At 73.3% G+C, this 13,074-nt stretch carries 14 protein-coding genes and 1 pseudogene; 10 read left to right on the forward strand and 5 right to left on the reverse strand.

The genetic code is table 11. The features are described from left to right. Positions 1 to 84: 84 nt before the first annotated feature. The 3 genes and pseudogenes from ACLLJJ_RS37260 to ACLLJJ_RS37270 form a co-directional block, all read left to right on the forward strand. Positions 85 to 408: pseudogene (locus ACLLJJ_RS37260) on the forward strand (phage holin family protein); the annotation flags it as partial. Continuing rightward, a complete protein-coding gene (locus ACLLJJ_RS37265) occupies positions 405 to 773 on the forward strand; it encodes a DUF3618 domain-containing protein (protein WP_434599116.1) in 369 nt (122 codons plus the stop codon). The pseudogene ACLLJJ_RS37260 and the gene ACLLJJ_RS37265, both read left to right, overlap by 4 nt. 19 nt (positions 774 to 792) lie before the next feature. Further along, positions 793 to 1,044, forward strand: a complete 252-nt coding sequence (locus ACLLJJ_RS37270; RefSeq protein ID WP_434599117.1) for a DUF4235 domain-containing protein — start codon at positions 793 to 795, stop codon at positions 1,042 to 1,044. Positions 1,045 to 1,289: 245 nt separating this feature from the next. Here the strand turns inward: ACLLJJ_RS37270 and ACLLJJ_RS37275 are convergent, their stop codons facing one another. Continuing rightward, positions 1,290 to 2,453, reverse strand: a complete 1,164-nt coding sequence (locus ACLLJJ_RS37275) for a YihY/virulence factor BrkB family protein (RefSeq protein ID WP_434599118.1) — start codon at positions 2,451 to 2,453, stop codon at positions 1,290 to 1,292. Between the two features lie 388 nt (positions 2,454 to 2,841). Between ACLLJJ_RS37275 and ACLLJJ_RS37280 the strand changes: the two genes are divergently transcribed. Then, complete coding sequence (locus ACLLJJ_RS37280) at positions 2,842 to 3,633, forward strand: RNA polymerase sigma factor SigF (protein ID WP_434599119.1); 792 nt, start codon at positions 2,842 to 2,844, stop codon at positions 3,631 to 3,633. A 132-nt stretch (positions 3,634 to 3,765) separates the two neighbouring features. Here the strand turns inward: ACLLJJ_RS37280 and ACLLJJ_RS37285 are convergent, their stop codons facing one another. Beyond that, the gene (locus ACLLJJ_RS37285) at positions 3,766 to 4,542 is read right to left on the reverse strand and encodes a PAS domain-containing protein (protein WP_434599120.1); all 777 of its coding nucleotides are present in this window, start codon (positions 4,540 to 4,542) and stop codon (positions 3,766 to 3,768) included. Positions 4,543 to 4,632: 90 nt separating this feature from the next. Here ACLLJJ_RS37285 and ACLLJJ_RS37290 point away from each other — a divergent pair, with 90 nt between their 5' ends. The 3 genes from ACLLJJ_RS37290 (at position 4,633) to ACLLJJ_RS37300 (ending at position 7,892) form a co-directional block, all read left to right on the forward strand. After that, the gene (locus tag ACLLJJ_RS37290) at positions 4,633 to 5,340 is read left to right on the forward strand and encodes an ANTAR domain-containing response regulator (protein WP_434599121.1); all 708 of its coding nucleotides are present in this window, start codon (positions 4,633 to 4,635) and stop codon (positions 5,338 to 5,340) included. Positions 5,341 to 5,587: 247 nt separating this feature from the next. After that, a complete protein-coding gene (locus ACLLJJ_RS37295; protein WP_434599122.1) occupies positions 5,588 to 6,805 on the forward strand; it encodes an aminotransferase class I/II-fold pyridoxal phosphate-dependent enzyme in 1,218 nt (405 codons plus the stop codon). A gap of 40 nt (positions 6,806 to 6,845) precedes the next feature. Further along, positions 6,846 to 7,892 carry an MBL fold metallo-hydrolase gene (locus tag ACLLJJ_RS37300; protein WP_434599123.1) on the forward strand — a complete coding sequence of 349 codons (1,047 nt, stop codon included), beginning with the start codon at positions 6,846 to 6,848 and terminating at the stop codon, positions 7,890 to 7,892. Positions 7,893 to 7,905: 13 nt separating this feature from the next. Here ACLLJJ_RS37300 and ACLLJJ_RS37305 read toward each other — a convergent pair whose 3' ends face one another. Together ACLLJJ_RS37305 and ACLLJJ_RS37310 are read right to left on the reverse strand one after the other, a co-directional pair. Beyond that, positions 7,906 to 8,526 (reverse strand): DedA family protein, encoded by a 621-nt coding sequence (locus tag ACLLJJ_RS37305; protein ID WP_434599124.1) that lies wholly within the window; start codon positions 8,524 to 8,526, stop codon positions 7,906 to 7,908. Further along, positions 8,523 to 9,296, reverse strand: coding sequence for an MBL fold metallo-hydrolase (locus ACLLJJ_RS37310; RefSeq protein WP_434599126.1), 774 nt, complete (start codon positions 9,294 to 9,296; stop codon positions 8,523 to 8,525). The genes ACLLJJ_RS37305 and ACLLJJ_RS37310 overlap by 4 nt, the downstream gene beginning before the upstream one ends. A 145-nt stretch (positions 9,297 to 9,441) precedes the next feature. Here ACLLJJ_RS37310 and ACLLJJ_RS37315 point away from each other — a divergent pair, with 145 nt between their 5' ends. From ACLLJJ_RS37315 to ACLLJJ_RS37325, 3 genes are all read left to right on the forward strand, one after another. Beyond that, positions 9,442 to 9,567 (forward strand): hypothetical protein, encoded by a 126-nt coding sequence (locus ACLLJJ_RS37315; RefSeq protein WP_434599127.1) that lies wholly within the window; start codon positions 9,442 to 9,444, stop codon positions 9,565 to 9,567. A gap of 70 nt (positions 9,568 to 9,637) precedes the next feature. After that, positions 9,638 to 10,042: a hypothetical protein gene (locus ACLLJJ_RS37320; RefSeq protein ID WP_434599128.1), complete on the forward strand. Its 405-nt coding sequence runs from the start codon at positions 9,638 to 9,640 to the stop codon at positions 10,040 to 10,042. Positions 10,043 to 10,176: 134 nt separating this feature from the next. Beyond that, positions 10,177 to 12,279: a phage holin family protein gene (locus ACLLJJ_RS37325; protein WP_434599129.1), complete on the forward strand. Its 2,103-nt coding sequence runs from the start codon at positions 10,177 to 10,179 to the stop codon at positions 12,277 to 12,279. 20 nt (positions 12,280 to 12,299) lie between these two features. Here ACLLJJ_RS37325 and ACLLJJ_RS37330 read toward each other — a convergent pair whose 3' ends face one another. After that, positions 12,300 to 12,911: an HdeD family acid-resistance protein gene (locus tag ACLLJJ_RS37330; protein ID WP_434599130.1), complete on the reverse strand. Its 612-nt coding sequence runs from the start codon at positions 12,909 to 12,911 to the stop codon at positions 12,300 to 12,302. Positions 12,912 to 13,074 lie beyond the last annotated feature (163 nt).

A 13,074-nucleotide genomic window follows, 5' to 3' on the forward strand; every position in this document is an offset into this window, starting at 1 on the left:
AGGCGAAGGACCGTGACCCAGTCGACCGAGCCATCGGCAGCTGAACTGGTCAAGCGCGCTTCGGAGTAGCTTGCCGAACTCGTTCGCGAAGAACTCCGGCTCGCTCGGACGGAAATGAAGGAAAAGGGCAAGAGGGCCGGCCTCGGCGGCGGGCTCTTCGGAGGCGCCGGACTGACGGCCCTGCTCGCACTGCAGGCGCTCGTGGCCACGGCCATCGCGGCGCTGGCGGTCGTCCTGCCGGTCTGGGCCGGCGGGCTGATCGTCACGGTGGTACTCGCCGCGGTGGCCGGGATACTCGCCCTGCTGGGCAGGCGTCAGATGCGGCGGGCCGTGCCGCTGGCTCCCGAGGAGGCCGCGGCGAGCGTCCGGACCGACATCGAGGAACTGAAGGGAAGGGCACATCGATGAGCAGGACCAGCGACGACGAGGACAGGACGGGCCGGGCAGGCCACGACGACGACACGCAGGGCGCCCAGGAGCGTGTGGAGCAGGCGCGGGAACGGCTCGGCGAAACGGTGGAGCAGCTCGCGGCCAAAGCGGATGTGAAGGCTCGTACGCAGGTGAAGGCCGCCGAGGTCAAGGGCCGGGTGAGCGCGAGCGCGTCGCACGCCGCGCACCAGGTCCAGGAGCACACTCCCGAGCAGGCCAGGCAGGCCGCCGTCCAGGTGGTCGGGGCGGGCCGCCGCCATCCGCGCCCGCTGGCCGCCGTCGTCGGGGCGGTCGTCGCGTTCGCGGTGGTGGCGCTGGCGCGGCGCCACGCAAGGAAGCGCTGACCATGGCGCTCTGGGCAAGGTGCACTACAAACCCGTGGGGATGCTCTTCAAAATCGGCGGCGGTCTGCTCGCCGGCGCCGCCTTCCGCCGCCTGTGGCGGGCGGTGGCGGGCGAGCGCGAGGCCCCGGAGCCGATGGACCGGGACCGCAGGTGGCGCGAGATCCTGCCGGTCGCGGCCCTGGAGGGCGCGACCTTCGCGGTCGTGCGCGTGACGGTGGAACGCGGCGGAGCCACCGCGGTCCGCCGCGTGACCGGCTACCGGCCGGACTGACCTCCGGCCGGACCGCCCCACTGGCCGGACCGGCCTCCGCCACGGGCTGCCGGCCGGGGCCCTGCCGCCGGCCGGACGGGCCGGGGCTCGTGGCACACGGCACCCGGCAGACGGGTATACGGCACAGGGCACCCGTGTACACAGCCGCGGTCCGGTCACCGGGCGGACCGGTGACCGGACCGCGGCTGTGGTCCGGCGGGCCGGGGCGTCTTCTCCGGCGCGGCTGCCGGTGGTCTCCGGCCCGGCTACCGGTCCGGCCGGCTGACGCCGTCGGGCCGTTCGGCCCCGGCCTCTCTCGCAGCCCCGGCCTCCTGGGCCCCGGCCTCATCTGTGCCCTCGCCGGCCCGGCCCGCCGGGCCGACACCCCGGCGCCGGCGGCGCAGCCCCGGCGGCCACTTGCGGGTGTCGCGCGGGGCGACATAGGGCTCCTCGTCCGCGGGGAGCCCTCCTTCCATGGCCCGCTGCCTGGCGAGTTCCGCGTCGAATTCGAGCCCGAGCAGGATCGCCAGGTTGGACAGCCACATCCACAGCAGGAAGATCGCGACACCCGCCATCGCGCCGTACGTCTTGTTGTACGAGGCGAAGTTGGCCAGATAGAACGCGAACCCGGCGGAGAACAGCAGCCACAGCACCAAGGCGACGACGCTGCCCGGGGACAGCCAGCGGAACCCCTCTACCTTGGCGTTGGGCGCGGCCCAGAACAGCAGCGCGAGCATCAGCACCACAAGCAGTGCGAGAACGGGCCACTTGGCGAAGGTCCACACGGTCAGCGCCTCGTCGCCGACACCGATCGCGTCACCGGCCCACTGCGCCAGCGAGCCGGTGAACACCACGATGAGCAGGCTGCACGCCAGCAGCACCAGCAACGCCAGCGTGAGTCCGACCCGCAGCGGCGTGATCTTCCAGATGGGCCTGCCCTCCGGCAGGTCGTAGACGGCGTTGGAGGTCCGGATGAAGGCGGCGACGTAACCCGACGCGGCCCACAGTGCGCCAAGAAGGCTGATCACCACGACCAGACCGCTCGACCCGCCCGAGAGCCGCAGGTCCTCCAGCGACGAGGTGAGGATGTCCCTGGCCGGCCCCGGCGTGAGGCCCTTGACCTCGTCGAGCACCTGGCGCGTCGCGTTCTCGCCCACGGTGCCGAGCACGGAAACCAGCATCAGCAGGGTCGGGAAGATCGACAGCACCCCGTAGTACGTGAGCGCGGCGGCCTTGTCGGCGAGTTCGTCGTCCATGAACTCGCTCGCGGTACGGCGCAGTACGGCCCCCCACGACCGGGCCGGTATCTCCCGGGGAGAGCCGGGCGCGGCGGCCTCGGCGCCGGGGCTGGGCGCCGCTCCTCGTCCAGCCTCCCGTTCTCGGTCCTGGCCGTCCGACTTCCGGCCCTTCCGCCCTTCGCTGCCGCTCACTTCGCACCGCCGTGCTCGCTACGGCAGAGGCAGAGGCGGACGCGTGGCGGCCGGTGGGTGACAGTGGTGCTCATATGCGGACCTCCTGGGCCCCTTCGGCAGGGGGAGTTAGGGGATCCGCGGGGATCCCGGCAGTACCTGACCGAGTACCAGGCGTGGGCCGGAGCAAACGGCGCGTGCCGCACGGGTTTGTTTGGCCGGTCGGCGGCCGGGCAGGCGAAGCATGTGCTTCGGACCGGAGGCACGTCCGTGGGAGCGGTTGGTATCGCTCCGGGCGTGTCACGAACAGTGTCCGGACGCCCGGGGCCGGACTTCGAAGGCCCGTTCTGCCCTCCCTCTCCACGGTGACACCCATCCGTTTTGCACCGTTCAGGGAGTTGCAAAGAAGATGCGTACACCTACGCAGCGGAAACACCCGCACGACGACGCCCCCGACACGGCGGATGCCTTCCGGCTTATGACGACTCTCCCCGACGGGGCCGAGCGCAGCGCCGTGCGGCAGGAGATCATGAACGCCTGGCTTCCCATGGCGGACCGTCTCGCGAGCCGGTTCCGCAACCGCGGCGAGGCACTTGAGGATCTGCGCCAGGTGGCCGCGCTCGGCCTCGTCAAGGCGGTCGACCGGTACGACCCCGAGCACGGCTCGGCCTTCGAGAGCTTTGCCGTGCCGACCATCACCGGCGAGATCAAGCGCCACTTCCGCGACCACATGTGGACGCTCCATGTGCCGCGCCGTGTCCAGGACCTCCGTAATCGGGTGCGCACCGCCCAGCAGGAGCTGTCCCAGACCGCGTCCGGCAGCGCCCCGGCCCTCGCGGAGATCGCCGCGCAGGCCGGTATGACCGAGGAGGAGGCCGTCGCCGGGCTCGAAGCGCTCGACTCGTTCACGGCGTTGTCCCTCGACGCCGTACTTCCCGGTACCGACGACGGGTACTCGCTCAGCGACGCCCTCGGCAGCAGCGACCCGGCCCTCGACGTCATCATCGACCGCGAGGCCGTCAAGCCGGGCCTGCGCAGGCTCCCGGAGCGCGACAAGCGGATCCTGTACATGCGCTTCTTCGGCGACATGACGCAGAGCCGCATCGCCGAGGACCTGGGCCTCTCGCAGATGCATGTCTCCCGGCTGATCAGCCGTTGCTGTACCCAGCTGCGCGACCAGGCCCTGCGGGAGGCCGCATAGCGATGGCGGCATGGCGGGCCATCAGGTCCATGACCTGACCCTCCGCCATGGAGAACGCACGCCGCGGGCCCGTACGGAAGAGAGTGAGGACTCCCTGTACGGGCCCGACGGCGCCGCCGTCGCCCGGAGCGGTCAGCGGGACGCACAACAGCGAGGTGACATCGGCCCGTACGAGCACCGGGGCCCCGGACAGGTCGTGGCCGAAGCTGTCGGTGTCCTCCGGCCGCACCTGGAGCCTCGCGGCGCCGCCACGGGCGGCCGCCACCACCAGTGGGCAGTCGGCCGGGTCCTGCCCGGCCAACGCCTCGGCGAGCGGACGGTTTCCGGCGTCGGCGGGCCCCAGGACGACCGTGCGCTTGATCGGCCTGCCTGGAAGACGGCGAGCACCGCGACTCGCGGCCCGTCGGGCGGGCGCAGCGCGCTGAGCGTGGTCAACAGGGCTTCGTGCGGGCGCTGTTGGAGGCGCACGACGAGGCTGCGCGCGCCCTCGCCGCGCGCCGTGGCCGCGACCTGCGAGCGGAAGGCGGCCCGGTCGCCGGGCGTGAGGAGGGCGGCCAGTGGCCGCCCCGTCGTGTATCCGGCGCGCACACCGGTGAGCCCCGTCGCGGCGGCGTTCAGCCTCCGTACGACGGTGTCCCGGTCGATCAGGGCGACAGGCAGCGGCAGCCGCTGGAACAGCGCCCTGAGTAACTGCCCCTCCTGCCGGTCAGCGGCGGGGGCGCCCCGCCCGGCTGCGGCCAGTTGCTCGAACCGGGGCCACAAGGAGTCGGCCACATGCTGGAGTTCGAGGAGAGCCGCGTTCAAGGCGGCGAGACGCTCGTCGGCCGGCATCGCACGGGCGGTCCTCAACTCCCCGACCCGTCTGACGAAATCAGCAAGCTCCGCACCGAACTCGTCCGTTGTCGTCATACGAGAAAGCTAGCCCGCCCAGCGGTTTCGCGGACCGGACGGGGGGAAGCCGCACGAGGAGTGAGCCGGGGAGAGGGGAGGCGTACCGTCATGTCCCTGGAACCGGAACGCCGAGGACCGCAGTCCGCCTCGACCGTGCGGAGGCTGTCCGAACTGGCCGGGCAAGCCGTACGGTGCGCCCCTTCCTGCTGCGGCGCGGCGACGACATTCACCGACGGTGGGCCCGGGCGCCGCAGCGCCGCCACCCATCCCGATCTGGCCGAGCTGGTCGCCGTGCAGCTCACGGCGGACGCGGGACCCGTCCTCTCCGCGCTCGCACTGGGCGGGCCGGCCGGCTCCCCGGACCTGCTCACCGACGAGCGGTGGCCCGCGTACCGGGCGTCGGCCCTCGCATCCGGCGTACGGTCCAGCGTGACGCTCCCGCAGCGCCGGGCCGGCATCGAAGTGACCGTCAGTCTTTTCAGTTTCCGCCCCCGAACGCTGGAGGACGTGGTGCACGGCCCGGTGGGCATCCTCCTGGAGCAGGTCACCGCGAGCCTGGTCCGCGACCGGCACTACCGCGCCGTCCTGACCGAGGTGGACCAGCTGGCCGCGGCGCTGCGCACCCGCCCCGTCATCGACCAGGCCACCGGCATGGTGATGCACATCCTGGGCTGCGACGCGCAGGACGCCTTCGGGATGCTGCGGCGCCTCTCACAGAGCTCCAACCGCAAGCTCGCCGAGGTCGCCGAGGGAGTGGTCAGGGGCCGGGGGCGCGGCCTGGAAAGGGACCTGGCCCGGATGGCCGACAGCTCGTAGCGGGCACCCCGGCCCGCCGGCGCGTGGTCCGGCGATGACCTCCCCGGGGGCCGGGGTGTCCGCGTGGGCCGTGGTCGGCCGGACGGTCGCGGGGAGAGCCCGGACGGCCGCCCGGACATGATCCGGGCGGCCGTCCGGGGAAGCGCGATGCGACGAACCTCCGTATAAAGGGCACTGGAGCCGGGCAGACGTTCCCAGCGGATCAGTGGGCCGGTCGTCCTGGGCCGGAGCGGTGGAGGTGGCGGCGATGCGGCGGACGGCCCCGGCAGGACGCGGCCCCGTCCGCTACGGGCCGCCCGCTCCCGAGCCCGGACTGCCGGTGCTGCCCGAGCTGGCAGCCGTGTTCGCCGCCGCCGCCGGGCGGACCGACGCCGAGCCGCCCGGCGGGGGACCCGCCCTGCGCGCGGCGGCCGCCGGGTACTGGGAGCGGCGCGGGTTGCACGGCGACGCCGGGTGCGTGGCGGCCGCGCCCGGCGCCCCGCCGCTGCTGGCCGCCCTGATGGCCGCCCGCGGCGGCGACATCCTGCTGCCGCGCCCGTGCCCGGCCTGGTGGGTGCCGCTGGCGCGGACCCTGGGTCGGCCCGTCTACCACGTGCCCACTCCGGCGGAGTGCGGCGGCGTGCCCGACCCGTACGCGCTCCTGGAGACCGTGCGGCGGGTCCGCGCCGAGGGTGGTGATCCGAAGCTGCTGCTGCTGTGTCTGCCCGACGACCCGACCGCCACCGTCGCCCCGCCCGAGGTCGTGCACGAGGTCTGCGAAGCCGCGGCGTCCGAGGGCCTGCACATCGTCAGCGACGAGACCTGGAGCTCCACCGTGCACCGGCCGTACCAGGCGGTGCTCCTGAGCCCCGCCGAGATGTACCCCGGCCAGGTCACCGTTCTCGTCGACCTGGCCGGCGGCCACACCCCCGCGGCCTGGCCGGTCGCCGTCGCCCGCTTCCCCCTCACGGAGTACGGCGCGGGTCTGCGCGGCGCAACCCTCGACATCCTCACCGCGCTCGGCGCCGCCGTGACGGGCCCGGTGGCCGAGGCGGCGGCGTACGCACTGGGCGAACCGGAGCCCGTCACCGCCAGGACCGTGGCCGCCACCACCCTGCACGCGCGGGTGGCCGCCGCCGCGCATCGCGCGGTCCTCGCCTCCGGCGCGCTCGCACGCCCCCCGCAGGCGGGCCGTCACCTGTACGTCGACCTCGGCCCGTTGCGGGCGGGCCTCGCCGCGCGGGGGGTCACCGACTCGATGGAGGTCGAGGACCACCTGAGCACCCGCCTCGGCAGTCCGGTGCCCGGCGGCCACCGCTTCGGGGACGACATGAGCGCGCTGCGCGTACGGATCGCGACCGCCGGGCTCCTCGGGGCAACGCCGGAGCAGCGTATGGAGTCCCTCACAGCAGCGGATCCGCTGGAATTGCCGCACGTGGCAAGAGCGTTGAGCATGCTCGGGTCGGCTTTCGACGAACTGGGATGACCCCTGAGCCGGCGCACGCCACCGAAACGGAGCAGCCTCGATGACGGAACAGAAGACCGAGAGCTCCCGCACGGACACCGCCGTCCCCGGTGGTCCCGTGGCCCTGCCCGCCCCCGGCGTGGCCACCCCGACCCGCCCCCTCGGTGAGCTCCGCCGCTGGCCCCGCTCCTTCGCCGGCCGGCTCACCACCCCGCTCCCCGGCGTCAAGGCCTTCGCCAGGCTGGCCCGCGAGGGCACCATGCGGCCGGGCCCCGAAGGCCTCCGCGACGTCGCCCTGCTGCCGTACGAGCCGGCCCCGCTGCCCGCCACCGACGTGACGACGGTCGCCGTCACCTGGGCGGGCCACGCCAGCTGGGTGGTCCGTATCGGCGGGCTCACGGTCCTCACCGACCCCGTCTGGTCCCGCCGGATCCTGGGCACCCCGGCCCGCGTCACGCCCGTCGGCGTCCCCTGGGCGGACCTGCCACACATCGACGCGGTGGTCATCAGCCACAACCACTACGACCACCTGGACGCGCCTACCCTCAAGAGACTCCCGCGCGACACCCTGCTCTTCGTCCCGGCGGGACTGGCCCGCTGGTGCCGGCGCCGGGGCTTCACCAGGGTCACCGAGCTCGACTGGTGGGAAGCCGCGGAACTGGGCGGCGTCCGCTTCGACTTCGTCCCCGCCCACCACTGGAGCAAGCGCTCCCTCCTCGACACCTGCCGCTCCCTGTGGGGCGGCTGGGTGCTGAGCGACCAGCAGGGGCGGCGGATCCACTTCGCCGGCGACACCGGCTACGGCCACTGGTTCAAAGAGATCGGCGCCCGCCACCCGGGCATCGACCTGGCGCTGCTCCCGATCGGCGCGTACAACCCGCGCTGGTGGCTGAGCGACGTACACGCGGACCCGGAAGAGGCCGTGCAGGCCTGCGAGGACCTCGGGGCGATGCGGATGGCCCTCATGCACTGGGGCACCTTCCTGCTGTCGGCCGAGCCGGTGCTCGAACCGCTGACCCGGGTGCGTGCCGCCTGGGAGGCGACGGGCCGCCCCCGCGAGCAGCTGTGGGACCTGCCGGTCGGCGGCTCACGGATCCTTGCCGCGTGAGCACGACACCCCGCTACGTCGGCTGGGTCCGGCGCACCCTGCGCCACAACGAAGGCACCCCGCTGATCAGCAGCGTCAGCGCCACCGCGGCCACCACGCCCTCCCACGGCTCGGCGAAGAGCGTGCCGCCCAGGATTCCGATCAGCTGGTACGCCGCGGCCCACGCGAGGCAGGCCGGAATGTCGCCGCGGGCGAACCGCCGCATCGGCATCTTGCCGAGCAGGCACGCCAGCATCACCGGGATCCGCCCGGCCGGCATCAGCCGGGACAGCACGAGAACCATCGACCGGTGCTCGTCCAGCTTGCGCTGCGCCTGTTCGAGGTGTTCCGGGGAAGCCCGCCTGCGCAGCGTCTCCAGCCAGCGCGAGCCGCTCTTCGAGCGCACCCCGCGCACCCCCAGCCAGTACAGGCCGAGGTCCCCGAGGAAGGCCGCGGACGCCGCCACCAGGAAGACGATCAGCAGCGCGATCGGGTCGGTCTGGTGGAACGCCACCACCGCGGCCGTACTCACCAGCGCTCCCGTCGGCACCACGGGCACCAGCGATCCCAGAACCACCAGCGCGAACAGCGTCGGATAGCCGAACGCCTGCTGGGTCGACTCCGTGGGCAGACCGCCCACCAGATCGAGGATCACCGCGCGGTCTCCGGCCGGACACTCTCGCCGTGCGCGAGCCGGTGCACCGCGACCCCCGGCGCCTGCCTGGCCGCCTGCCGTACGAACTCCTCGCCCGGCGCGTGGAACTCGTGCGGCCGGACGCCGTCCATCCCGATCGGCCAGTACGTGCCGTAGTGCACCGGCACCGCGGAGCGCGGCGCGATCCGGGCGAGCGCCTGCGCCGCCCGCCCCGCGTCCAGGTGCCCCTGCCCGAGATACGGTCCCCAGCCGCCGACCGGCAGCAGCGCCACATCGACGGGCCCCACCGCGTCGGCCATCGTGTCGAAGAGCCCGGTGTCCCCGGCGAAGTACGTACGCGCCTCACCGGTGACGACGAAGCCGAGCGCGGGGGCGCGGTGCGGCCCCATCGGCAGCCGCCGCCCGTCGTGCAGTGCGGGAACCGCCCGTACTCGCAGATCCTTGACCCGTACCTCGTCCCCCGCGTCGACCTCCGAGATGTCCAGCGCGGAGAGCCTGCGCAGTCCGGGCACGGCCTGCACCGCGCCGCGCGGCACGATCAGCCGGGTACCGGGCGCGAGCCGGGCCAACGACGGCAGATGCAGATGGTCGGAGTGCAGATGCGACACGAGCGCCACGTCCGCCACGGCCGCCGCGGGCGGCGGCACCGCGCCGCGCCTGCGCCGCAGATGCGCGAGTCGTCGGGCGAAGAGCGGGTCGGTCAGCACGCGGACCCCGGAGTCCTCGACCGTGCAGGTGGCATGGCCCCACCAGGTGATCTCCACCGGCACGAACTGCCTCCTCGCTGTCGGATCTCCGGGTACGAGCCTACGGCCCGGCAACGGAAGACCCGGAGCGGCACCCGGCCGACCGCGCCCGCGGAGTCTGCTCAGAAAGGCGCTGGGTAGCAATCGGGGAATGAAGGAGGGCGGCGCCTTGACCATGCATTGGCTGTATTGGGCCGCGTATGCCGAGCAGTGTCCGCGCTGCGGGGGAGTCCTGGCCATCACCCAGGACGGCTGGCAGATCTGCCACTCCTGCGGCTACTCCGCACCGCCCTGATGTGCGCCTCCTCCCCATGGCCCGATCGGAGTAGGGTCTGCGGCGACAGCTAGCACGGAGGGGCCCGGTCATGGACGAGGTACGAGTGGCGGCCATCGCCAGCCTGACTCCGCTCGAAGAGCTGGACCTGGATCCCTTCCTCGTGGACACCCGCAGCCAGCAGACGATGTGCGCGCGCTGGGCCGCCGACAAGGGCTATGTCGTCACACGGCAGTTGGTCTTCTACGGGATGCGCCCCGACCACTGCGGACTGTGGGCGGACGTCGAGGCGGGCACCGTGGACCTGTTCGTCGCACCCAACGAGCGTGTGCTGGCGAGGGCCTTGAGGTCGGTGCGGGAGTTCTCCGCGGAATGCGAGCGCCGAGGCGTCCGCCTGGAGACCGCGGGCCTCGACGAACCGGCGTACGACGCCGCCATGAAGGCCAGCGTCCACCGCAGGCTGTCGATGCCGACGGCCGGCTACGACGGCTGCTGATTTCCGCACCGGGAGCCGCACCCCGGGCCCGTGGCCGCCCACCGGTGCGGAAGGGCCGGGCCGTCCACCCGGTTGTGCCAGGCTGGGAGCCGGGCCGCAGGGGCGGTCCGGGGATCTCATGAGGTGGCAAAGGCGTGCGCGCACGGCGATGGCGTAGAGCGGGCGGAACTCTGCTGCGGGTGATCGCGGTCTGGGCGGTGTCCACGCTGACGATGCTGGCACTCGCGGGCATCCTGCCGGACTTCCAGCTCCGGGCCGACGACGACGACAGCATCACCAGGATCGCGCTCACCGCGGTCTGGGGCGCGGGCGCCTTCGGCCTGCTCGGCGCACTGGTCTGGCCGGTGGCCGTACGGGCGCTGCTGCTCGTTCCCGCTCTCGTCCTGGGCGTGCTGGTCTTCTTCCTGAACGGCTCGCTCCTGCTGATCGCGCTGCGCCTCATCCCCGACGGGCGCGGCGAGTCCGACCCGCAGACCGCGGTGGTCGTCGCCGCCGTCATGTCCGCCGTCGCCTCCGCGACGTCCGGCGCGCTCGCGGTCCGCGACGACGACGCCTACCGGCGCAGGATCTCCCGGCTCGCGCAGCGCCGCCGTCGCAGGCAGGGTGCGGACGACGGGCGCACCGGGCTGCCCGGCACCGTCTTCCTGCAACTCGACGGCGTGGGCCACGATGTGCTGCTGCGGGCCGCCGCCGCGGGCCTGATGCCCACCGTCGCGCAGTGGCTGGACGGCTCCGAACCCTCGCACCGGCTGATCCCCTGGCGCACCGACTGGTCCAGCCAGACCGGCGCCAGCCAGCTCGGTATCCTGCACGGCTCCAACCACGACGTCCCCGCCTTCCGCTGGTACGAGAAGGAGACCGGCGAGATCCTGGTCTCCAGCCGCCCGGCGAGCGCCGCCCGCATGCAGCGCCGTGCGATCGAGCGGACCAAGGACGGCGGACTGCTCACCTTCGACGGCGCGAGCCGCGGCAACCTCTTCAGTGGCGGCGCCGACCAGCTCGCCCTCGTCCTGTCCATCGCGGCCAGGCGCGGCAGGTCCAACCGCTCCCGGGCCGGCTACTTCACCTACTTCTCCGACCCGGCCAACGCCGTGCGTACGGCGATGTCCTTCGTCGCCGAAGTCGGCCGCGAGATCGGCCAGTCCACCCGCGCCCGGCTGCGCGGCGACACACCACGGGTGAAGCGGGGCGGCCTCTACCCCTTCATCCGGGCCTTCGCGACGGTCGTCGAGCGGGACGTGGTCGTCGCGGCGGTGCTCGGCGACATCCTCGTCGGGCGCACCGCCGTCTACGCCGACCTCGTCGGGTACGACGAAGTGGCGCACCACTCCGGCCCGCACAGCCCGGACGCGCGGAAGGTCCTGGAGCGGCTCGACCGGTCGCTGGCGCTGATCGCCAAGCTCGCCGAACGCACCCCGCGCACCTACCGGATCGTGCTGCTGTCCGACCACGGGCAGAGCCCCGGCGAGACCTTCGCGAACGCGTACGGGCTGACCCTCGCCGACCTCGTCCGGGCGGGCTGCGGGCTGCCCGTACCGCGCGGGGCCGCGCGCAGCATGAGCGGCGCCGAGGCGCGCGACGCGGTCCGGATCGCGCTGCACCGGCCGCCGGTCGAGGGCGGGGAGGAGCACGTGGGGCCCGGCACCGACCCGGTGGTGCTCGCCTCGGGCAATCTGGGGCTGATCTCGTTCCCCGACATCGGGGGCCGGGCGACCTGCGAGCAGATCGACCGGCTGCACCCCGCGCTGCTGAGCACCCTCGCCAACCACCCGGGCATCGGGTTCCTGCTCGTACGCAGTGAGGAGTACGGCGCCCTGGTGCTCGGTGCGAACGGCGCGCGGTTGCGGCTCGACGATCCGGACGTGGGGGACACCGGGCCGCTGGCGGCCTTCGGCCCCGGCGCCGCCGACGCCGTACGGCGGACGGACGGCTTCCCGCACGTCGCTGACATCATGGTCAACTCCTGGCACGACCCGGTCAGCGGCCGGGTGCACGCCTTCGAGGAGCAGATCGGCTCGCACGGCGGTCTCGGGGGCGAGCAGGGGCGACCCTTCCTGCTGTCGCCGTTCACGCTCTCCCGGCCGGTCGCCGAGGGGCAGGAACTGGTCGGCGCGGAGCAGGTCCACCGGGTGCTGCGGCGCTGGCTGCGTGAGTGCCAGGGCCCGCAGGTGCTGCTGCCGATCGCGGAGGGCCCCCGGCGCGAGGAGCGTGCCGTGCAGGACGTTCCGCGCACCTGACAGCCCCTGGGCGCGAGGTGCTAGGCCGCCGGCGCCAGGTGCTTCGCGCGTGCGCGCACCTGGAAGGCGGTCACGGTCTCGATCACGCCGAGGGCCAGCAGCCAGCAGCCGCCGACGACCGTCAGGACGGCCACCGACTCCAGCGGCGAGACGATCAGCACGATTCCCGCCAGGGCGCTGATCACCCCGAGGCAGACCTGCCAGCCCCGGGCGGGCATCGACTCGTCGGACACCCCGGCCACGACCTGGGTGATGCCGCGGAACAGCCAGCCGATACCGACCCACAGGGCGAGCAGCAGGATCGACTGCATGGCCCCGCGGAAGCAGAACAGACCCAGCAGGATGGACAGGGCGCCGCTGATGAAGGCCATCACCCGCAGCGCGGTCGACACATGCGTGCCGAAGGCCGCTGCCAGCTGGAGCACACCGCTCACCACCAGGTACACGCCGAAGAGCACGCCGACCGCGAGGAGCGAAGCGCCCGGCCAGACGAGGACCAGGACGCCCAGGACGAGGGTCGCGACCCCGGCGAGGAGTACGGCCTGCCAGGCGCTGTGCGCGAGGCGGCTCATCGAGCCCGGCGGTGTCGGGGCGGTGTCGGGGCGGACGCTGTCGTTCGGCTGATTGCTCATGGTCAACTCTGTGGTCTCGCGCCGTGCTCCCGCCACCGCAGGCACCCGTAGGAGGGGGGTGGGGCACCTGAGGGCGTTGCGTCTAACCTGCCAGGGTCCGTGACCACCCCAGGAGGAACCTCATGACGGCGCAGCCCGCGGCCGAACGCCCCGAACGGTCCGC

It is taken from the genome of Streptomyces sp. A5-4, from assembly GCF_051131715.1.
Classification (GTDB): domain Bacteria; phylum Actinomycetota; class Actinomycetes; order Streptomycetales; family Streptomycetaceae; genus Streptomyces.